This window comes from Myxococcus sp. NMCA1 (assembly GCF_026810205.1).
GTDB classification, from domain to species: Bacteria; Myxococcota; Myxococcia; order Myxococcales; family Myxococcaceae; genus Myxococcus; species Myxococcus xanthus_A.
Window position 1 is genome coordinate 7,679,841 of record NZ_CP113950.1, and the last position, 21,485, is coordinate 7,701,325.

Consider the following 21,485-nt stretch of genomic DNA (forward strand, 5'->3'; position numbering starts at 1 on the left):
TTCACCGCACTCCCAGTCACGACACGTCCCAGGTGTGTCACCTGTGAAACGTTGTCGCGCCCGAGCCGGATTCTCGGCCGGTGGCGCACTGCGCCAACCCGGCAGGTCGCTTGGGAGGTGGACGATTGCAGTGTTAGCATCTGCCTTCATGTTCGACCGGCGTGTCACGTGCCTCACCGGTCGGTGGGGGCAGTCATGATGGAAAGCAACGCCCCGACGAATGGCGCCCCACCCGACGTCGCGGACCCCATGCTGGGCCGGGTCCTGAACGAGCGCTTCCGCATCCTGGAGACGCTTGGCGCCGGAGGCATGGGCCGCGTCTACAAGGCCGTGCAGTCACCGCTGGACCGGCTGGTGGCGCTCAAGGTGCTCAACCCGCAGTACGGCGAGGGCAAGGACCCCGGCTTCCAGAAGCGCTTCTTCCTGGAGGCCAGCGTCACCGCGAAGCTGCGCCACCCGAACACCGTCACCGTCATCGACTACGGCAAGACGGAAGACGGCATCTACTACATCGCCATGGAGTACCTGGAGGGGCTGACGCTGGGCCAGCTCCTCACTCAGATGGGCCCGCTGCCGTGGCCGCGCGCGCTCAACATCACCCAGCAGATCGCCCGCTCGCTGCGCGAGGCGCACAAGGTCGGCCTCATCCACCGCGACCTCAAGCCCGCCAACGTCATGGTCCTCAATCAGGAGACGGACCACGACGTGGTGAAGGTGCTCGACTTCGGCCTGGTGAAGTCCTTCATCGGCGACGCGGCGCCCGTGCCACAGGACACGTCCATCACGCAGGCGGGCATCATCCTGGGCTCGCCGCAGTACATGGCGCCGGAGCAGGCGCGCAACATCGCCGACCCGCGCAGTGACGTGTACAGCATGGGCGTGGTGCTCTATCAGATGCTGATGGGACGGCCGCCCTTCCTGGCCGCGCAGAGCATTGACGTCATCGTCAAACACATCAACGAGCTGCCGCCCGCCTTCGGCTCGCTCTACCCCAACCATGGCATCCCCGGAGAGGTGGAGGCCCTGGTGATGAAGTGCCTGGCCAAGACGCCACCGGAACGCTACCAGTCCATGGACGAGGTGATGGAGGCCATGCGCCGCACCATGTCCACGGTGGGCGTCAGCGGCGCCTTCAGTGGCGCGCGCTTCGCGGGCGCTGGCGTCGGTGGCAGCGGCCCCATCAGCGGCCCCCACGGCAGCGGTCCCCACGGCGCGGCCGGCTCCGGTCCCGCCACCGTGGCGCTGGACATCTCCGTGGAGGAGGCGCCGGTCAAAGGCGGCCGCAAGCCGCTGGGCCTGCTCCTCGGTGGCGGCGCGCTGCTGGTGGGCCTTGGCGCGGCCCTGGTGGTGGCGATGCGCCCCAACCCGCCCGCCGAGCCCATCGTCACACCGCCACCGCCCGCCACCGCCCAGACCGCGCCCGAGGCCGCCAGCCCGCCCGCGGAGTCCGCGGTGGGTGAGTCCGACGAGGAGCTGGCCCTGGCGCCGCTGACGCGGCCCACCGTGGAGCCGGTGCGCTTCCTCATCGTCAGCGACCCCATGGGTGCGCGGGTGACGTACCAGGGGAAGGACTTGGGCGAGACGCCCCTGAACCTCGAGGTGGCTCCGGATGCCAGCGGCGTCGCGGAAGCGGCGCTGACCTTCACCCTGGACGGCTACCAGCGCGCCCGCGCCGTCGCCAAGGGCGCGGGCCCCGAAGAGCGCTTCACGCTGAAGCTCCAGCCCAAGAAGAAGGCGAGCACGCGGCCTGGAAAGGCCCCAGACTCGTCGCCCTACAAGGACGACCCGTACAATTGAAAACCCTGACAGCCCTCAAACGAGCGGGCCTCCTCGCGATGTGTCTGTGCGCGGGGGAGGCCCTGGCGGACGCCCGCCTTGAGGCCCGCCGCCACTTCCGCAGCGGCATGAGCCTCATCGCCCAGAAGCAGTACGACGCGGGCATCGCCGAGCTCGAAGCCGCCTACGCCATCAAGCCGCACCCCAACGTCCTCTTCAACATCGCCCGCGCCTACCAGGACTCGGGCAGGTCGAAGGAGGCGCTGGAGGTGTACCAGCGCTACCTCACCAGCAATCCGCCGGACGCGGCGTCCGTGATGCCCATGGTGGCCGCGCTGGAGGAGAAGCTGAAGGCCGAGGGAGCACAGGCCGCCGCGCAGGACCCGTCGTCGCTGCCCATGCCGCCGCCCCCCGCGGGCATGCAGTCGCAGCAGCTGAGCGCGTTGCTGGAGCGGCTGGAGAAGGCCATTGAACGGGCCGAGGCCATGCCCGTGGGGAGCGCCACCATTCCCGGCCTGACGCCCACCGGCGTCGCCCCCGCCAGCACGGACGACTCGGCCGGCGGCGTGGACCTGGGCGCGGTGCCCTACGAAGAGCGCGTGGTGACGGCGAGCCGCCGCGCGCAGTCCTCGCTGGACGCGCCCAACGCCACCACCGTCATCACCGCCGAGGACATCCGCCTGTCGGGCGCCACGTCGCTGCCGGAGCTGCTGCGGCGCGTGCCCGGCGCGGACGTCATGGCCCTGGGCGTGGGCAGCGCCAACGTGTCGCTGCGCGGCTTCAACCAGCGCATCGCCAACAAGGTGCTGGTGCTGGTGGACGGCCGCACGGAGTACCAGGACTTCCTGGGCCTCACCATCTGGTCCTCCATCCCCATCGGCCTGGAGGAGATTGAGCGCATCGAGGTCATCCGCGGCCCGGGCAGCGCGCTGTACGGCGCCAACGCCATGCTCGGCGTGGTCAACATCATCACCCGCGCGCCTGGCACCGGACCGCGCGCGCAGTTCAACGTCACCGGCGGCACCGGCAACACCGCCGCGGGCTCCTTCGTCAGCCACGGCGGCTCAGGCGCGATGCGCTACCGGGCGGCGGCGGGCTATTCGCAGACGGACAAGTGGAGCCGGGACTACGCCAGCGGCCTGCCGGACGTGACGCTGCGCGGCCCCGACCCGGACCTGGGTGCTCGCGGCGCGCGCGCGTCGCTGTCCGCCGTGTACACCTTCGCCGAAGGGCGCCAGGTGGGCCTGTCCGGCGGCGTGAATCGCTTCACCACGGAAATCTATCCGCCGGGCCTGCTGCGCAACTACTTCATCGACGGCGTCAACGCCTTCGCCAAGGGCGACGTGGAGCTGGGGCCCCTGAAGCTGAAGACGTTCTGGAACCACATCTCCAGCGACGCGGGTCCCCAGTATGAAGCCACGGGCCAGCGCTCGCTGGTGACGTCCCTCAACTCCAACCTCTTCAACGCCGAGCTGCTCTTCGCGCGCGACTTCGAGCTCGCGGGCACGCACCAGCTCAACATTGGCGTGGAGGGCCGCATCAAGCGCGTGGACTGGGGAGACTACCTGGGGCCGCTGCGCGAGCAGGTGCACGCGGCCTTCTTCGTCCAGGACGAGTGGCGCATCGTGGAGCCGCTGGCGCTGGTGGCCAGCTACCGCGTGGACCGGCACCCGCTGCTCAACCTGGGCAGCCCGGGACTGGCGCACTCGCCGCGCATCTCCGCGCTGTTCAAGCCTTTCGAAAACCACGCCTTCCGCGCGAGCGCGGCCTCCGCCTTCCGCGAGCCGACGTTCCTGGAGAGCTACACGCAGCTGACGGTGCCCGTGCCGGGCATCAACGGCGTCAGCACGCTCACCACCGGCAATCAGCAACTGCGCCCCGAGCGCCTCACCGCCTTCGAGCTGGGCTGGCGCGGCGAGGCCCCGGAGCTGGGCATCGACCTGGACGTGGCCGTGTACCAGAACACGGTGAGAGACCTCATCGGTCTGTCCGGGGTGTCGCGGCTGCCGCCGGGCCAGTCGTATGACCCGGGCACCGGTTCGTACCTGCTGGGCAGTTCGTCCTTCCAGAACGAGGACGCCATCTACACCGCGCGCGGCGCCGAAGCGGGCGTCACCCTGGCGCCGGTGGACGGCCTGGGCCTGAAGCTGAGCGCGTCGCTGCAGGACGTGACGTCGGACCGCGAGTCGGCGGCCGAGTGCGGCCCGTGCAACCAGGCGCCGCAGTTCCGGCTGTACGGCGGCCTCACCTACCGCTCGCGCGCGGACCTGGAGTTCGGCGTGGACGCGGCCTACACCTCCGCGTCCACCTGGATTGAGCGCGAGCCCGCCGCAGCGGACCCCACGCGCATCGAACTGGTGTCCAACCCGCTGCGCGCCTACACCGTGGTGAACGCGCGCGTGGGCTACATGGCCGTCAAGGACACCGTCACCGTCGCGCTGGTGGGCAGCCACCTGGGCGGCGCGCATTCCCAGCACCCCTTTGGCAATCGCATCGAGCGGCGCGTCTACGCGACCCTGACGGTGACTCCATGAGCCGCCCCACCCTGTCCTCCTGGAAGCGGGCCGCAGGTGGCCTCGCCCTCGCGTCCGTGCTCGGACTCGGCTGCGATTCACCACCCGTGGTGCCCACCGCCGACGTGCGGCAGAACACGCGCACCGCGCGCATCGACGGCAACCTGGTGGTGCAGTCACGCGCGCGTGGCAACGCGGTGGTGTTCCTCTACGACGCGGACCGGCCCCCGCCGCCGCAGGGCACCGGCCGCCCCATCACCTTCACCGTCGTCCCCGCCGAGCAGCTCTTCGGCCCGGCGCTGGCGGGTGACACGCCCGGCCCCTTCGTCGCGCCCTTCAGCTTCAGCCTGGTGCCCGCGGGCCGCTACATGCTCCGCGGCTTCATCGACGCGAACGGCTGCGGCTCGGACGCGGGCGCGGACTGCCGCCGGTCCGACTTCAACCCCTGGTACGGCGTCACCAGCGAGCCCAACGCGGGTGACGTGGGTGGCGCGGCGGTGGACGCGACCGGAAGACCGCTCACGGTGGAAGTCGTGGCGGACGCGGACGGCCAGCCGCAGCCCCTCACCGGCGTGGCGGTGAGCTTCTCCGACACCGCGCGCGTGCTGAGGGACCGGCCCACGTTCCAGGTGGTGCAGGGAGACGGGCAGATGGGCAGCTCGCAGAAGCAGCTGCGCCTCCAGCCGCTGTCCCTCCACGACGGCGCGGTGGACCAGCGCCCGGACGGCTTCGCCGTCAGCTACGTGGACGCCGACAACGACGGCACCCCCGATGGCTTCTGGCCGCGCGTGGTGGTGCGCAAGCTGGCGGACCACGCCAGCAACCTGGTGGACGAGAACGACCTGGACCGCGATGGCGTCCCGGATGACACCGGCGTGGACTACGCCCGCGCCGATGGTTCCCAGGACGGCGTACCGGATGTCGTCGTGCTCAACGCGCGCCTGGTGCCAGACAGCATCATCGCCGCGCTCACCGACGAGAACGGCAACCCTCGCATGGAAGGCGCCGTCGTTCCGGAGCTGGTGGTGGAAGTGCGACCCCAGGCACTGGATGCCCGGGTACCTACCAACCCCGTGCCGCTGCGTGAGCTGCCCCGAGGTCGCTACGCGGTGGTGTTGATCCAACCCAGTGGACAAACATGGCGTGTGCCCAATGAACTGGCACCCGCCCTCGCGTCTGGACTGGGGCTTCCCGCCGTGGAAAGTCAGGCTTTCTTCCTGGAGGTTCCCTGAGTGGCGGTGCTTTGACTTCGGACGCTCCATCCGCCAACATGATCGCCGTTCCCCGGGGAACTGCCCCAATTGAGGTTGATGATCCGATGAAGGCCGGAACCCTCCCCGAGCCCCTCCCCCTCCGCACCACGACGGAGACGACCCGCCCCCTGGGCGCGCGCCCCGTCACGGGCACGGCTCCGCAGCGCGTGCTGTTGGTGGATGACAGCCGCTCCATCCGCACGCTGCTGAAGATCTACCTGATGGCCCGCAACTTCGAGTTCCTCGAAGCGGAGTCCGCCGAGGAAGGCCTCAAGGTGTCGGAAGCGGAGCCGGTGGACCTGGTCCTCACGGACTTCCACATGGATGGGATGAACGGCGCGGACTTCGCCGCGCAGATTCGTGCCAGCGCCAACCCGCGGCTGGCCAAGGTGCCCATCCTGATGATGACGGGCGACCCGAACGTGGCGGAGGTGCGCGCGCTGGGTCAGAAGGCCGGCATCAGCGCCTTCGTCCGCAAGCCGGTGAGCTGCGCGCAGCTCATGACGCTGGTGGACACCATCCTCCCGCTGCCGCGCAAGTAGCGCGCCGCGCCCCTCTGGGCGCCGCTTCACTCACGCCGGGTTCCGGGCCGCTGCAGCGGCGCGGGCCCGGCGTTTTCGCATGGCTTCACCCACGCGGATGGCCATCAGCAGCGCCAGCACCGCGCCGTAGATGAGCGGCTCGGTGATGTCCTTCTTCACGCGCCACACGAAGTGCACCACGCCCAGCGCCGCGGCCACGTAGGCCAGCCGGTGCAGCCGCTGCCAGCGCGGAAAGCCCAGCCGCCTCACCCACCGGTTCGTCGACGTCACGGCCAGGGGCACCAGCAGCACCAGCGCGGCGAAGCCCACGGTGATGAAGGGGCGCTCGGTGACGTCCGCCCACAGCGCGCCCCACGCCAGCCCCTGGTCCAGCACCGCGTACACGAGGAAGTGCGCCACCGCGTAGCTGAAGGCCAGCAGGCCCAGGGTGCGGCGCACGCGCGCGGGCCACGTCCACCCCGCCACCAGCCGCAGCGGCGTGCACGCCAGCGAGGCCAGCAGCAGCACCAGCGCCAGCAGCCCCGTCTGGTGGAGCGCGGCTTCAATCGCGTTGGGCCCCAGCTCGCCCCGCGGGCCCTGGACGGCGAGCATCAGCAGCGGCGACAGGCCCCCCACGACGAGCGCGGGGTTGAGCCAGGGATACGGAGACGAGGCCATGGCGCGGGGACTCAGTAGAACCGGCGCAGGTCCATGCCGGTGTAGAGGTGGGCCACCTGCTCCGCGTAGCCATTGAAGGGCAGCGTGGGGCGGCGCTCGAAGTCACCGATGCGGCGCTCGCTGGCCTGGCTCCAGCGCGGATGGGGCACGGAAGGATTCACGTTGGCGTAGAAGCCGTACTCGCGCGGCGCGGACAGCCGCCACGTCGTCATGGGCTCCTCCCGCGTGAGGCTGATGCGGACAATGGACTTGATGCCCTTGAATCCATACTTCCACGGCACCACGAGCCGCAGCGGCGCGCCGTTCTGGTTGGGTAACTGCCGGCCGTAGAGCCCCGTGGCCAGCAGCGTGAGCGGGTTCATCGCCTCGTCCAGGCGCAGCCCTTCCGTGTACGGCCAATCCAATAGGGCGCGGCGCTGGCCCGGCATCTGCTCCGGGTCCAGCAGCGTGGTGAAGGCGACGTACTTCGCGTGGCTGGTCGGCTCCACGCGCTGGAGCAGCGCCGCCAGCGGGAAGCCCAGCCACGGAATCACCATGGACCAGGCCTCCACGCAACGCATGCGGTAGACACGCTCCTCCAAAGAAAACCAGGACGTGAGCTGCTCCACGTCCACCGTCCGCGGCTTGTGCACCTCGCCGTCGATGACGACGCTCCACGGCTTCGGCTTCAGCGTGTGCGCGAAGCGGGCCGGGTCGTTCTTGTCGAAACCGAACTCGTAGAAGTTGTTGTAGGTGGTGACGTCCTCGTAGGGCGTGCGCGGCTCGTCCGTGTCGTAGGGGCCCATCGCCTTCGCCACCGGTTGTTCCACCAGGCCCGCGTCCGGGACGAAGCGGTCCATGGGGCGCGTCTGCTTGCGGCCCAGCAGGTGCAGCCCTCCGGCGACGGCGACGGCCGTGCCCGCGAAGAGGCCCGCGTTCTTCAGCAGCTCGCGCCGGCGCAGGTACGTCTTCTCGGAGGTGACTTCGGAGCTGGGCGGCTCGGCGGGCGGCTTGTCACGCATGGCCCCTGTATAACGGCCCTGGTCGCCCGCGCGTTACCGGGCAGTGCCTTCCTGTCCCGGGAGCGTCCCAGCGCTCTGCGTCAGCGCGGTCTCACGGGCACGGGCGTCCTTCAGGCGCCACAGCCGCCACCAGGGCGTGCCTGGGGACTCGTGGTGCTCCCAGTGGTAGCCGAAGAAGAAGCACGACAGCAGGGCCCACAGATGATTGCGCGGCAGCGTGCGCGCGTGGTGCGGGGCCATGTCCGGCGTCTCCGGGCGCCGGTGCGGCAGGTAGGTGCCGAAGTAGAAGAGCTGCAACGTGCCCAGCACCGAGGGCAGCACCCAGAAGACGAGGATGTGCGGCTGGGAGACGCCCAGGAAGAGCAGCACGTTGAACTTGGCCGCCATCACCCCAATCTGGGGCAACGTGGTGTAGCGGGCCATGAAGGTGCCCAGCCACGGCCAGAAGGACTGGCTGTGAGTGGAAAAGTCCGGGTCCTCCTCACTCGTGGGCCGGGCATGGTGGGCACGGTGGTTCACCACCAGCCGCCGGTAGGACAGCCCCGCGAAGAGGAAGCAGGCGACCGTGCCCACGGCCTCGTTCACCCAGCGCCGGCCAGACACCGTGCCGTGCATGGCGTCGTGGCCGGTGATGAAGAGGCCCGTGCACAGCCAGGCCTGGAGGGCGACGTGCAGCCAGGTGAGCGGCTCCACCCACGGCAGCTCCGCGCGTGTCAGCGCCCAGGCAAGGTGCCCGCCCCACGCGCCCATGACGACGAGCGCGATGACAACGCCCCAGGGACCGGGCGGCGCTGGACGGAGTTGGCGGGCGGAAGTCTCCATCTCTCCTGCTTTCTGGCCATCGCCGGCCCGCCGCGCATGGGAAATGCCCAGGCGGCGGGGCGGGCAATGGACCGGTGGCTACTTCTTCACATCACGTACCAGTTCCTCCGCGGTGACGTAGCGCGGCTCGATGTCCACCGGCACGTCCTTGAGGCGCTCCAACACGCGCTGCACGGGCGGGCGCACCACGCCGTGCTTCGCCAGCAGCGCCTCGGCGGCCTTCCGGTCACCGCGGCCCTGAATCTCCATGAGCTGCTTCGTCAGCGAGGTGACGGCCTGCTTCATCTTCGCCGGCACCACGGAGAAGGTGCCGTCCGCGTTCACCTTCACCGCGCCGGTGTCCAGGAAGTAGTTGAGCTGCACGGCGATGCCCTTGCCGTGCGCCTCGTCCACGCCGAAGCGGATGGAGCGGAAGGCGGAGGCCAGGAACGTCGTGTACATGGTGCGCTCCAGCGACTTGTCGATGACGCCGGTGTCCACCAGGCGCTGGAGCGCCCACAGGCCGGAGATGTCCGCCTTCGCCTCTTCGATGGCGCTGGAGGCCGCCTGGAGTTCCTTGCGCACGGTGGTGGCCTTGCCACCCACGGTGATGTTGCTAGGCCCCAGTCCGTGCATCAGCTCGTGCATCAGGATGTGCGTGAAGAAGGCATCGAAGGAGACGTCCTTCTGGTCCGCCGGGGTGAGGGCCACCTTGGCGATGGGCAGCAGCACGCGCTCGAACTTGGCCTCCTGCACGTTCTTCAGCATCACGCGCTTGGAGCCCATCTTCTCCGACACCCGCTCGTCGTTGGGCAGGTTGAAGGCGGCCGTCTGCACGCCCCGGTTGCCGTCACCGGAGGAGAACAGGCTGTTGATGACGCGGATGGGCGCCAGCGCGCCCAGCTTCGGGTTGCGCAGCTTCGGGTCGATGGGGAGGTTGTTCTCCAGCCCCTGGAGCTGCCCGCTGAACTTCGCCAGCTTCTGCGTCTCCGCGTCGTCGCGCAGGCCCACGAAGGCCTCGAAGGCGGCCTTGTAGTTGAACCACTCGTCCTCGTAGACCTCGTAGGGCCCGATGGTGGGCTCGATGCTGGCGTCCAGCTCCATCCACGCCACCTCGCTGGCGTAGTAGTCGTTGGACAGGAACGCGTCCGCGCGCGAGGTGAGGAACGCCTTCAGCGTGGGCTGCTGGGTGAGCGCGGCGGCCTCGCGCAGCAACGCGGCGGCCTGGGCCAGCTCGCCCTGGTACTCCACACTGTAGGGCACCGTGATGAAGCGGCCATCCGTGCCGCGGCGGATGGTGGTGTAGAAGCCGGTGGCCTCCTTCTGCTGCGCCTCGGGCAGCGACTTCACCCACGCCTCCACCTCCGCCTGGGTGGCGCCAGCCGGATAGAAGTTCGCGGACGCGGGCTTGGCCGGCACGCCCGGGATGAAGGGCCGCGCCTCGTCGAGGCTGTTCCAGGGCCCCTTGTCCAACAGGAACGCCTGCAGCCGCGCGCGGCCCAGCGGCGTCGAGTCCTGGACCAGGTCCAGCAGCAGCGGCTCGTTGCCCGCCCACCGCTGACGCAGGAAGAGCGCGTCCATCAGCTTCGAGGCCTGGACGATGCGGGCCAGGGCGCGGCGCTCGGACTCCGGCAGCGCCTTCAGGTCCACCCGGAGCTCCACCGGGGCGAAGCGCGCCGTCAGGCGCTGGAGCTCCGCGGCATCCGGGAAACGGGCAGGGGGCGTCTTCTCCGCGGCGGTGGCGGCGCCCGACAGCATCGCCGCGCCGAGCAGGGACAGGAGGGTACGGTTCATGTCCCCTTCCCTACTCCAACCCAGCCCCCCCTCCCAGCGGTCCTCACATCTGAAAACCCAACGTCCCACATTTCCCCCTCATTCGCGCACACTCGGAAGTCGGGGGAGCCCATGCCACCATGCGCGCCGGCAGTAGCCGTGCTCCCGCCCTCCTTCGAGGCCCTCGATGACGCCCGCGTCCCGCGCCCCGTGCGCTACGGGGTCGCCGGCCAGACGTACTGGGACACCCACTTCGGCGTGGACCACCAGCACAGCCGCCCCTGAGCGGGCGAGCGGACGGTCCGGACTCGACAAGCGGTTTTCCATGGTTAAGGGAAAGCGACGCTGGCGCCCCACCGGGCGCCCCGGAGGCCCCTGTCACCATGACCGTCGAAAACGCCCCCCAGCGGGAGACCCACGCCTTCCAGGCGGAAATCAATCAGCTCCTCAGCCTGGTCATCAATTCGCTCTACAGCCACAAGGAGATTTTTCTCCGCGAGCTGGTGTCCAACGCGTCCGACGCGCTCGACAAGCTCCGATTCCGCGCGATTACGGAGCCGGAGCTGCTGGCGGACGAGCCGGCCCTGGAGCTGCGCCTCATCCCGGACGAGGCGAAGGGCACCCTCACCATCGAGGACACCGGCATCGGCATGTCGCATGACGAGCTGGTGAAGAACCTGGGCACCATCGCCCACTCCGGCTCGCGCGAGTTCATCGAGGCGCTGGCGCAGAAGGGCCAGCAGAAGGACATGCAGCTCATCGGCCAGTTCGGCGTGGGCTTCTACAGCGCCTATCTGGTCGCGGACCGCGTGGAGGTGGTCAGCCGCGCCGCCGGCCAGGGCCAGTCCGCCTGGCGGTGGACGTCGGAAGCCAAGGGCTCCTTCACGGTGGAGCCCGCCGAGCGCGCCGCGCGCGGCACCTCCATCACCCTGCACCTGAAGGAGGACCAGAAGGAGTTCCTGGGCGAGTGGCGGCTGCGGTCGCTCATCACGCAGTACTCCGACTACGTGGGCCACCCCATCAAGCTCCAGGTGAGCAAGACGACGGGGACGGGCGACGAGGCGAAGACGGAGACGTCGTTGGAGGTGGTCAACAAGGCCAGCGCCCTGTGGCAGCGCTCCAAGTCCGAAATCACGGACGAGCAGTACCAGGAGTTCTACAAGCACCTGACGCACGACTGGGAAGCGCCGCTGGCGTGGACGCACTTCAAGGCGGACGGCAACACCCAGTTCACCGGCCTGCTCTTCGTGCCCAAGCAGCCTCCGTTCGATTTGGACGCGCAGCAGCAGCGCGGGGTGCGGCTGTTCGTCAAGCGCGTGTTCATCATGGACCGCTGCGAGGAGCTGGTGCCTCAGTGGCTGCGCTTCGTGCGCGGCGTCATCGATTCGGATGACCTGCCGCTGAACGTGTCGCGCGAGCTGCTCCAGGACTCGCAGGTGGTGCGCGCCATCCGCAAGCACGTGGTGAAGAAGTCGGTGGACCTGCTGGAGAAGCTGGCCAAGGACAAGCCGGACGACTACCTCACCTTCTGGAAGGCCTTCGGCACGGTGCTGAAGGAAGGCCTGGCCACGGAGGCCGAGCAGAAGGACAAGCTGGGCGGCCTGCTGCGCTACGAGAGCTCGCGCGAGGAGGGCCTGACGTCCCTCACCGACTACGTGGGCCGCATGAAGGAAGGCCAGGAGGCCATCTATTACGTCTACGGCGAGTCCCGGAAGGCGGTGGCGGACAGCCCCCACCTGGAGGCGCTGAAGCAGCGCGGCTTCGAGGTCCTCTACATGACGGACCCGGTGGACGAGTGGGCCGCGCAGGGCCTGCGCGAGTTCCAGGGCAAGCCGCTGGTGTCCGCGCTCCAGGCGGACCTGAAGCTCCAGTCCACGGACGAGCAGAAGAAGGAGCAGGAGCAGCACGCCGAAGGCCTGAAGACGCTCACCACGAAGATGAAGGACGTGCTCCAGGAGTCGGTGCGCGAGGTGCGCGTGTCGGACCGCCTGACGGACTCGCCCGTGTGCCTCGTCGTGCCGGAGGGCGGCTCGCCGGCCTACCTGGAGCGCCTGCTCCAGCAGCGCGGCCGGGGCGCGGGCATGCCGCGCGTGAAGCGCATCCTGGAAGTGAATCCGAAGCACCCCGTCATCGAGCACCTGAAGGCCGTGCATGACCGAGACCCGGCCGCGGCCCAGGTGGCGGAGTGGATTGAGCTACTCCACGACCAGGCGCTGCTCACCGAGGGCAGCACCATCGCCGACCCCAACCGCTTCGCTCGCCGCATGACGGGGCTGTTGACGCAGGTGGCGGCCCTGGCAGCGGCGCCCGCTCCAGCGCAGGCCCCCGCCTCGTCGACGGCGAGCTGAAACGCCGTCACCCACGCCCCCTCTCGCTTCGAGAGGGGGCGCCCGCAGCCCGAGCGAGCGCATGGTGCGCCTGGCTGCTTCAGGGAGGCCCTGGACAAGGGGCATTGCCGACCCGGGACGGGGGTATCGGCTTCCCCGGGGCGCGTCGGCTATCGTCCCTCGGAATATCGAGGGGAGTCCGACGACATGAAGCGAGTGGTTCTGGGGTTGTTCGCAGCCGTGGTCCTCAGTGCGTGCGCAGCGCACGAAAAGACGGGAGACCGCGCCGCGGCCGTGGGGGATTGGAAGGCCGCGTATGCGTCCTACCGGCAGGCGCTGGCCAGCGAGCCGGACAGCCCCGAAATCAAACTCAAGTTCGACACGGCCCGCAGCAAGGCGCTCCAGGATGCGCGGCAACGGGCGCAGACGTGCGCGCAGGTGAATGACTGGGGCTGTGCGCTCGCCGAGTCCGACTTCGCCCTGTCCGTGGAGCCGGGCAACGCGGAGATCGCCTCGTTCCGCGCGCACGCGGCGCAGCAGGTGGCGATGACGCAGTTGGACACGGCCGTCGAGCAGGCGCAGCGGGGGCAGTACGCGGAGGCCGCCTCGCTGATGGACCGGGCGCTGCAGCTGTCCCCGGTGCCCGAGGTCAAGACGCACGCGGAGGACGTGCGGCGCATCATCACCACCCAGGGGCGTGCCCAGGCAGACCGGTACCTGCTCGAGGGCCACTTCATCGCGGCCCACGAGCTGGCGCAGCTGGTGCTGCGGCTGGACGCCTCCGCCTCGGCGTGGGCGCAGAACATCGCCGCGGAGTATGAGCACTTCATCACCGAGGAGGTCGAGCGGCTGTCGCGCGAGGGTGACGCCGCGCGGGCGCAGCATGACTGGGGGCGCGCGCAGCAGAGCTACGGCGCCGCGCTGAGCCTGCGGCAGGGTGGCCGGGCCGCGCCGCTGGAGGAGTACGTGCGCCACATGGCCCTCGCCGACCAGCGGATCGCGGGCCGCGACTGGAACGGGGCGGCGGATGCCTACCATGTGGCGCTGCGCACGGGTCAGGACGACGGCTTCGCCACCCACCAGTTGGAGCGGGTGCAGCTGCGGCCCTACCGCTTCGTCCTGCACTCGGTGCTGGTGACGCCAGGCCGGCCGGATGGAAGGGCGTGGGTGGGCGCGTCGAACGACATCTTCATGCGGCTGGCCAACCGGGTGACCCAGATGGTCCGGCAGCGCGGCATGACGGACCTGGTGAAGGACCTGGCCATGAGCATCCCGCACGAGAACCGCCCGCGGCTGCGCATCGAGGTCCACCACCCGGATGGCATGCACCTGACGACGCAGGGGCGTAACGGCATCTACACGGACTACGACGCCGAGTTCGTCGCCGTCGCCAATGCCTTCGACGGCCGGCGGGTCGGCTTCCAGGTGTACATGGACGGGCCGCACGGCAGCGAGCTGCTGGGCTCGGTGGACGTGCCCGTGAACGAGTTGGTGGAACGCCGCGACGTGTCGCTGGAGAGCGCCGCCATCCTCTCGATGCGGCTGAGCACCGTGAGTGACGGCCGTCAGCCGGGCCCCTACGGTGGCATGGCGCACGTGGTGCCCGCGCCGCCGCCCGGTGCGCGGCCGCCGCCGCCGGGCCGCGGCCACGTCGCCTCACCGACTCACTGACGTCCCGCGAGGCCGGAAGCATGGCTTCCGGCCTCCAGACACGGTGTCACACGCCCGGAGCATCGTCCCGGGCGTGGGCAACGAGCAGATGCACACCCGCGCCCTGAACGCCCCTTAGCGCGGCAGGCGGAGCCGGAACGTAGAGCCCGTGCCGACGACGCTCTCCACCTCGATGTCCCCCCCGTGCGCCCGGGCAATCCGGCGGGACACGGAGAGCCCCAGGCCCACGCCGGGGATGTCCTTCGCCGCGGTCCGGCTGCGCGTGAACGGCTCGAAGAGGGTGCCCAGGTCGCCGGGCGGAATCCCCACGCCTTCATCCGTCACGGACACCGACACGTCGCGCTCCGAGGACTCCAGCCGCAGCGACACCACCCCACCCTCGGGCGAGTACTTGATGGCGTTGCTCACCAGGTTGGTGAGCACCTGCGACAGCCGCGTCGAATCACACCGCCAGGGCACGGGCGAGTCCGGCACGGAGTACTCCAGCCGGTGCTGCTCGCTGGACGGCCGGTGGAGTTCCACCACCTCCTCCACCAACCCGCGCAAGTCGCACTCCTCCAGCCGCAGCTCCAGGTTCCCCGCCTCGATGCGCGTCCGGTCCAGCAGGTCGCCCACCATGCGCTCCAACCGGTCCACCTGGTTGGAGATGCGCACCAGCGAATCCCGCACCTTCTCCGGCGGAGGCGCCGTCTTGGCCCGTAGCAGCATCTGCGCCGACAGCTTCAGTGCGTTGAGCGGCGTGCGCAGGTCGTGCGCCACGCCCGCGAGGAACTGGAGTTGCCGCGCGTCCTGACTGGTGACGGTCTCCGCCATGTCGTTGAACTCCGCGCCAATCTCCTGGAGCTCTGGCGGCCCCGCGCGCGCCACCCGGGATTCACGCCGGCCTGACTTGAACGCACTCAACGCGCGGCGGATGGCCACCAGCGGCCGGTAGATGCTCGTCTGCGCGATGGTGAGGAACAGCACCACGCCCGTCAGCACCGACACCGCGAGCAACGTGCCAAGGAGCCGCCCCGTTCTCCGCACGGCGGTCGCCTCGTCGCGAGCCGTGCGCGCCCGCGCGATGCTGGAGTCCATCACCGCCCGCGTCGCATCCACTGCCTGCGCCAACCGGCGCCGCCGGTCCGGCTCCGGCGCATTGAGATAGGCCTCGACGCTCGCGCGGGAAGCCGCCACCAGCCCGCGCTCCGCCTCCGTCTCCGTGTACATCTCGACATGGGCCAGCCGCTCCGGCACCTCGCGCACCAGCGCGTCCACCCCGACGCGCGGCCCGATGTCCGTGGGCCCGATACCTTCCACTTCGTGAGCGTACTGGAGCAGCAGCAAGGTGATTTCCAGCTCGGCCGCCGCGCGCACCCGTTCCGCGGCGTCGATGAGGCTGGTGGTCTGCCGCTGCAGCAGGGTGGTCATCCAGAAGAGCCCACCCGCGGACCCCAGCCCCAGAACCGCAAGGAGTACCGCTCCAAGGGTGAGGAAGGTCCGCAACCGCATCACGCCCTCCTGGGGAAAGCCCCACCCTATCCGATACGTGGCGCGAACGGGCATCCCAACCCACCCTCCCGCGAACGGCATCCACCAGCAGCCATTACCCGTGCTGTACCCACCCTCACCGGGATGTGCACTGCTTCACGGCATGGCAACCCGGTGGCGGGATATCGCCGCGCCAGGCCACATCTCCTCCGGGCCAGGACATGCGTGGCATACGCTGCGGAGTCCACCGTCTTCCGGGAGGAGCCGGCGCCATGAGCTTCACCTTGAACGTCAACGGCCGGGAGCACGCCGTCGATGCGCCCGAGGACACGCCCCTCCTCTACATCCTGCGCGATGAACTGGGACTTCACGGAGCCCGGTATGGCTGCGGCGTGGGCCAGTGCGGCGCATGTACGGTGCTGAGCAATGGCTCACCGCTGCGCGCCTGCGTCGTGCCGGCGGCCACGCTGAGCGGCCGGAACGTCACCACCGTGGAGGGCTTGCGCGCGCCGGATGGGACACCGCACCCGCTCCACAACGCCTTCGTGGCCGAGCAGGCCGGCCAGTGCGCCTACTGCATCCCCGGCATGGTGGTGACGGCGGCGGCCCTGCTGAAGGAGAAGCCCCGGCCCACCGAGGCGGAGATTCGCGCGGCGCTGGATGCCAACCTGTGCCGGTGCGGTTCACACAACCGCATCGTCCGAGCCATTCAGCGCGCCGCGGAGGAACTGGCGCGATGAGCCTCCGCCTGAGCCGCCGCGAGGTGCTCCAAGGCTCGCTGGTGCTGGCCTTCGCCCTCACGGGCCCACGCGCATTGGGCGCGGCACTGGAAGAGGCCGGGCTTCCCGGGAGCCTGCGGCGCACCCGCGACCTCGACGCGTGGCTGCGCATCGGCGCGGACGGCGTCGTCACGCTGAAGACGGGGAAGGTGGAGCTGGGCCAGGGCATCCTGACGGCGCTCGGGCAGCTCTGCGCGGACGAACTGGACGTCAGCATCTCGCGGCTGACCTTCATCTCCGGCGACACCGAGCTGTCGCCGTACGAAGGCACCACCGCCGGCAGCAACTCCGTCTCCCAGGGCGGCACCGCGGTGCGCTACGCGTCCGCCGAGGTTCGCGCCATCCTCCTGGCCATGGCCAGCAAGCAACTGGGCATCCCGGTGGAGCATCTGCGCGTCCGGGACGGCACCATCCGGGCTGGCGGCGGGAAGGGTGCCTCCATCTCGTACTGGAGCCTCGTCGGCGGGAAGGCACTGAACAGGAAGGCGACGGGCACGGTGAAGCCCAAGCCTCCCATCGAGCGCCATCATGCGGGTCGCTCGGTTCCGCGCGTGGACCTGCCGGGCAAGATTTCCGGCGAGGCGAGCTTCGTGCACGATTACCGGCCCGCCAACCTGGTGCACGGCCGCGTCATCCGCGCGCCGTCCCAAGGCGCCTCGCTCACGGAGGTGGACGCCGCGCCGGTGGAGCAGATGCCCGGCGTGCGGAAGGTGGTGCGTGACGGCGACTTCCTGGGCGTCCTCGCCACGAAGGAGTGGCAGGCCATCCAGGCCGCGGCGGCGCTCGCGAGCAGCGCCCGCTGGCGCGAACAGGCCACCCTGCCCCCGGACCCGTACACCTGGCTGCTGGAGCAACCCAGCCAGGACAGCGTCATCGAGGACACGGTGCGGCCCACCGACGTCGCGCCCACGCACACCATCGAGGCGCGTTACCTGCGGCCGTACCAGATGCACGGTGCCATTGGCCCGTCCTGCGCGGTGGCGGAGTGGGACGGCGAGCGCCTCACGGTGCACACCCACAGCCAGAGCGTCTTCGACACCAGCGCGGCCATCGCGAGGATGCTCCGCGTCCCGGTGGACCGGGTCCACGGCAAGCACCTGCCCGGCTCCGGCTGCTACGGCCACAACGGCGCGGACGACGTCGCCGCCGATGCCGCGCTGCTCGCGCGCGCCCTCCCCGGCCACGCGGTGCGCGTGCAGTGGTCCCGCGAGGACGAGCACGCCTGCGAGCCCTATGGCTCCGCGATGGTGATGAAGGTGCGCGCGGGCGTGGACGCGGAAGGCAACGTGCTGGACTGGGACTATGCGCTGTGGTCCACGCCGCACAGCACCCGGCCTGGAGGCCACCCGGGAAATCTGCTGGCGGGGCGTTCGCTCGCGTCGCCCTTCTCCATGCCCATGCCCCGGAATGGCGGACCGCCGAACTACGCCGCGGACCGGAACGCCATTCCGCTCTACGGCTTCCCGGGCCGGAAGGTGACGACCCATCTCGTCACGCGAATGCCCTTGCGCGTCTCCTCGCTTCGAGGCCTGGGGGCCTACGGCAACATCTTCGCCATCGAGTCCTTCATGGATGAGCTGGCCCACGCCGCGAAGGTGGACCCGGTGGCCTTCCGGCTCCGGCAGCTCCACGACGCGCGCGCGAAGGCGGTCATCCAGAAAGCAGCGGAGCGCTTCGGCTGGACCACCGCCCCCAGGCCCCAGGGCCATGGGCGCGGCATCGGCTTCGCGCGCTACAAGAACCTCGCGAGCTACTGCGCCGTCTGCATCGAAGTGCGCGTCGACCCTCGGACCCACGCCATCCAGCTGCTGCGCGCGGTCCTGGCCGCCGATGCGGGCGAGGTCGTCAATCCGGATGGGCTCGCCAACCAGCTCGAGGGCGGGCTCATCCAGTCGCTGAGCTGGAGCCTGAAGGAGGCGGTCCGCTACGACGCCCAGCGCGTCACCTCGCGAGACTGGCGCACGTACCCCATCCTCACCTTCTCGGAAGTCCCGCCCATCGAGGTCGCGCTCATCGAGCGTCCTGGAGAGCCCCTCCTGGGTGTGGGTGAAGCATCCCAGGGCCCCACTTCGGCTGCGCTGGCCAATGCCATCTTCGACGCCACGGGGGCCCGGCTGAGGGAGCTGCCGCTGACGCCGGAGCGGCTGGCGGCGGCGCTCCAGACACGATGAGGCGGCACCGAGGGGGCAAGCCCATGGCCCGCGCTCACGTCGACAACACTCGACGGAGGCCGCGCGCCATGTGAATCTGCGCTCGAAGTGGAAGGGTGCGGCGATGAACGCCGCAGGAACTCGGATGGTCGGGCCGCCATCCCAGCCGGCAACGCAGCCGGCGGGAACAGCGTATGTCGACGACCACGCCACCGGGGCAGCCTCCCCTTCCGCCCGAGGCCTGGGCCCCACTGCTTCGCCTCTCCAAGCTCGCGAGGTGGCCGCTAGAGCGCTTCCTCCACATCGAGGCAGCCAGCGGCATCCTGCTCCTCGTGGCGGCGGCGCTTGCGCTCCTATGGGCGAACTCTCCCTGGGCGGAGAGCTACGCGAGCTTCTGGCACACGCCGCTCGGGCTCCGCGTCGGTGACTTCACCTTCGAGCGCAGCCTCGAATGGGTCGTCAACGACGGCCTGATGGCCATCTTCTTCTTCGTCGTGGGAATGGAGATTCGTCGCGAGGTCCACCAGGGCGAACTGTCCGAGTGGCGGCGTGCCGCGCTCCCCGCCGCGGCGGCGCTGGGGGGCATGCTCGCGCCAGCGGGCATCTACCTCCTCCTGGCGGACGCTCCGGCCACGCGGTCGGGATGGGGCGTTCCCATGGCAACGGACATCGCGTTCGCGGTGGGCATTCTCACGCTCCTCGCGAGCCGAGTCCCGCCGGCCCTGCGCGTGCTCCTGCTGGCGCTCGCGGTCATCGACGACCTGGGCGCCATCATCGTCATCGCGGTGTTCTACTCATCGGGCGTGGCCGTCACCGGGCTGCTCGTCGCGGCGCTGGGAATCGTGGGTGTCTTCGCGATGCAGCGGTTTGGCGTGCGCTCGAAGTGGGCCTACGTCGTTCCAGCGTTCGTCGCCTGGGCGGGCGTCTACTCCGCGGGGATTCATCCGACGATCGCGGGCGTCATCATCGGGCTCATCACGCCGGTGCGCACCTGGCTCGGTCCGGAAGGATTCGTCACCGGCGCCCGGACCGAACTCGAACACATCGCCCAGGCGCAGCCGGGCGAGCTGTCCTCCCATCACCTCTCGGAGACCTTGCGCCGGGTCGATGCCGCGCGCCGTGAGGCCATGTCCCCTTCGGAGAGCCTGATTGCCACGCTGCATCCGTGGGTGGCGTTCGGCATCATGCCGGTGTTCGCGCTCGCGAACGCGGGGGTGTCGATTTCCAGTGAGCCGCTCGATGCCGCGTCGTGGACCGTGGCCCTCGCGACGGCCACCGGGCTCCTGGTGGGCAAGCCCCTGGGCGTGATTGGGGCCTGCTGGCTGGCACTGCGCCTGCGGCTCGCGACGTTGCCGAAGGGCCTGGGCATGCGGGAGCTGCTGGTGCTGGGAAGCACCGCGGGCATCGGCTTCACCATGGCCCTGTTCATCGCGCAGCTGGCCTTCACGGAGACGAAGCTGCTCGCCGCCGGGAAGCTGGGGGTGCTGGCCGCGAGCGGGGCCGCCGCTGTCCTCTCGCTCGTCCTGGGACGGTGGCTGCTCACCGCTTCGGCGCGGCCCGGCGCCGCGAGGTCCGCGGACGAGGCGGAGCGTTCGACGGCGCTGTAACACCGCCCAGCTCGACAGCAGCCGGGCCCTGTCGCGGGTGCTGCCAGACGACCCGCTGTTCAACGCGGCTCCCATCGACGACGCGAAGACCGCGCCCGCGCTGGGGAACCTCGGACGCCTGCCGATGCCTCACGGCGCGCACCACATCGAGGTGCGCTGACCCGAGCTCGCGCACGTGGACGCCTCCTGGCGACGCATCCAGGGCTCGGGCACTATCCCGGTCACGAGCCTCGATGGCTCGTCGAACACTGCGGGAGCAAGTGATGCGGACATCGATGAAGTGCGTGGGGCTGTTGTTGCTCGTACTGGGGGGCGCGTGTGCGAGCACCCGGCCCGCGGTGACTGAGCCCGTGCCTCCCCACCAGACGTTCACCATCGAGTCCGCGAAGCTGAAGGAGCCCCGCCACATCACCGTCTATCTTCCGCCGGGCTACACGACGTCGGCGGAGGGCCGCTTCCCGGTGCTCTACATGCCCGACGGTGGCCTGAAGGAGGACTTCCCGCACCTGGCCACCACCGTCGACACGGCCATCCGCGCGGGTGAGCTGCGGCCCCTCATCATCGTGGGAATCGAAAACACCGTGCGGCGGCGGGACATGACGGGCCCGACCACGGTGGCGTCGGACCTGGAGGTCGCCCCCGTCACGGGAGGCTCGGCGACGTTCCGAGCCTTCATCCACGAAGAGCTGCTGCCGGAGGTGGAGCGCCGCTACCGGGTGACGCAGGAGCGGGCCATCATCGGCGAGTCGCTCGCGGGCTACTTCATCGTGGAGACGTTCTTCCTCCAGCCGGACCTGTTCGACACCTACCTCGCGCTGAGCCCCAGCCTGTGGTGGAACGCGGAGTCGTTGGTGAAGGGGGCGGGTGAATGGTTCGCGGCACGGCCGGACCTGCGCGCGGGACTTTATGTGTCCTCCGCCAATGAAACGGACGACATCGTCCCCGCCGTGGCGAGGCTCCAGGACGTCCTCCGAACCAGCGCGCCCGCGGGCCTGAAGTGGGAAGTCGAACCCCGGCCCGACTTGCGTCACGACAACATCTACCGGAAGAGCTCGCCTGGCGTGCTGCGCAAGTGGCTGCCTCCCGTGGTGGCCGCCGAAAGCGCGCCCTGACGAAGCGCCCGCGCGCCGCGCGGAAGCCCTGGGCATCCACGCGGCACGCCACG

The 21,485-nt window shown here is 70.0% G+C and carries 17 protein-coding genes; 12 read left to right on the plus strand and 5 right to left on the minus strand.

Translation table 11 applies throughout. From position 1 onward, the window contains the following. Window positions 1-195 precede the first annotated feature (195 nt). The 4 genes from OZ403_RS31750 (at window position 196) to OZ403_RS31765 (ending at window position 6,084) form a co-directional block, all read left to right on the plus strand. Window positions 196-1,797 (plus strand): serine/threonine protein kinase, encoded by a 1,602-nt coding sequence (locus OZ403_RS31750; protein ID WP_268782504.1) that lies wholly within the window; start codon window positions 196-198, stop codon window positions 1,795-1,797. 38 nt (window positions 1,798-1,835) lie between these two features. Then, entirely contained in the window at window positions 1,836-4,310 is a 2,475-nt protein-coding gene (locus tag OZ403_RS31755; protein ID WP_140858552.1) for a TonB-dependent receptor domain-containing protein, read from the plus strand. Continuing rightward, a complete protein-coding gene (locus OZ403_RS31760) occupies window positions 4,307-5,521 on the plus strand; it encodes a hypothetical protein (protein WP_268782505.1) in 1,215 nt (404 codons plus the stop codon). The genes OZ403_RS31755 and OZ403_RS31760 overlap by 4 nt, the downstream gene beginning before the upstream one ends. An 86-nt stretch (window positions 5,522-5,607) precedes the next feature. After that, the gene (locus tag OZ403_RS31765) at window positions 5,608-6,084 is read left to right on the plus strand and encodes a response regulator (protein WP_140795024.1); all 477 of its coding nucleotides are present in this window, start codon (window positions 5,608-5,610) and stop codon (window positions 6,082-6,084) included. Between the two features lie 30 nt (window positions 6,085-6,114). Here the strand turns inward: OZ403_RS31765 and OZ403_RS31770 are convergent, their stop codons facing one another. From OZ403_RS31770 to OZ403_RS31785, 4 genes are all read right to left on the minus strand, one after another. Then, window positions 6,115-6,741, minus strand: coding sequence for a protein-methionine-sulfoxide reductase heme-binding subunit MsrQ (locus OZ403_RS31770; protein WP_268782506.1), 627 nt, complete (start codon window positions 6,739-6,741; stop codon window positions 6,115-6,117). Between the two features lie 11 nt (window positions 6,742-6,752). After that, entirely contained in the window at window positions 6,753-7,742 is a 990-nt protein-coding gene (gene msrP, locus OZ403_RS31775) for a protein-methionine-sulfoxide reductase catalytic subunit MsrP (RefSeq protein WP_140795026.1), read from the minus strand. A gap of 33 nt (window positions 7,743-7,775) precedes the next feature. Next, the gene (locus OZ403_RS31780) at window positions 7,776-8,564 is read right to left on the minus strand and encodes a fatty acid desaturase (protein ID WP_140795027.1); all 789 of its coding nucleotides are present in this window, start codon (window positions 8,562-8,564) and stop codon (window positions 7,776-7,778) included. 78 nt (window positions 8,565-8,642) lie between these two features. Next, on the minus strand, window positions 8,643-10,337 hold the full coding sequence (locus OZ403_RS31785; RefSeq protein ID WP_140795028.1) for a dipeptidyl-peptidase 3 family protein: 1,695 nt from the start codon (window positions 10,335-10,337) through the stop codon (window positions 8,643-8,645). A gap of 138 nt (window positions 10,338-10,475) precedes the next feature. On the opposite strand from OZ403_RS31785, the gene OZ403_RS31790 reads away from it, so the two are divergent. From OZ403_RS31790 to OZ403_RS31800, 3 genes are all read left to right on the plus strand, one after another. Further along, the gene (locus OZ403_RS31790; protein ID WP_257792552.1) at window positions 10,476-10,601 is read left to right on the plus strand and encodes a hypothetical protein; all 126 of its coding nucleotides are present in this window, start codon (window positions 10,476-10,478) and stop codon (window positions 10,599-10,601) included. Window positions 10,602-10,699: 98 nt separating this feature from the next. Then, window positions 10,700-12,664 carry a molecular chaperone HtpG gene (htpG, locus tag OZ403_RS31795; protein WP_268782507.1) on the plus strand — a complete coding sequence of 655 codons (1,965 nt, stop codon included), beginning with the start codon at window positions 10,700-10,702 and terminating at the stop codon, window positions 12,662-12,664. Window positions 12,665-12,850: 186 nt separating this feature from the next. Then, window positions 12,851-14,314, plus strand: coding sequence for a hypothetical protein (locus OZ403_RS31800; protein WP_140795030.1), 1,464 nt, complete (start codon window positions 12,851-12,853; stop codon window positions 14,312-14,314). 114 nt (window positions 14,315-14,428) lie between these two features. On the opposite strand, the gene OZ403_RS31805 is transcribed toward OZ403_RS31800, so the two are convergent. Then, complete coding sequence (locus tag OZ403_RS31805) at window positions 14,429-15,805, minus strand: HAMP domain-containing sensor histidine kinase (RefSeq protein WP_140795031.1); 1,377 nt, start codon at window positions 15,803-15,805, stop codon at window positions 14,429-14,431. A gap of 251 nt (window positions 15,806-16,056) precedes the next feature. Between OZ403_RS31805 and OZ403_RS31810 the strand changes: the two genes are divergently transcribed. The 5 genes from OZ403_RS31810 (at window position 16,057) to OZ403_RS31830 (ending at window position 21,432) form a co-directional block, all read left to right on the plus strand. Further along, window positions 16,057-16,524, plus strand: a complete 468-nt coding sequence (locus tag OZ403_RS31810) for a (2Fe-2S)-binding protein (RefSeq protein ID WP_140795032.1) — start codon at window positions 16,057-16,059, stop codon at window positions 16,522-16,524. Beyond that, entirely contained in the window at window positions 16,521-18,734 is a 2,214-nt protein-coding gene (locus OZ403_RS31815) for a xanthine dehydrogenase family protein molybdopterin-binding subunit (protein WP_140795033.1), read from the plus strand. The genes OZ403_RS31810 and OZ403_RS31815 overlap by 4 nt, the downstream gene beginning before the upstream one ends. Before the next feature lie 173 nt (window positions 18,735-18,907). Further along, entirely contained in the window at window positions 18,908-20,320 is a 1,413-nt protein-coding gene (gene nhaA / locus OZ403_RS31820; RefSeq protein ID WP_140795034.1) for a Na+/H+ antiporter NhaA, read from the plus strand. Window positions 20,321-20,357: 37 nt separating this feature from the next. Continuing rightward, window positions 20,358-20,480 (plus strand): hypothetical protein, encoded by a 123-nt coding sequence (locus OZ403_RS31825; RefSeq protein WP_268782508.1) that lies wholly within the window; start codon window positions 20,358-20,360, stop codon window positions 20,478-20,480. Window positions 20,481-20,553: 73 nt separating this feature from the next. Next, window positions 20,554-21,432, plus strand: coding sequence for an alpha/beta hydrolase (locus OZ403_RS31830; RefSeq protein WP_268782509.1), 879 nt, complete (start codon window positions 20,554-20,556; stop codon window positions 21,430-21,432). Window positions 21,433-21,485: the final 53 nt, after the last annotated feature.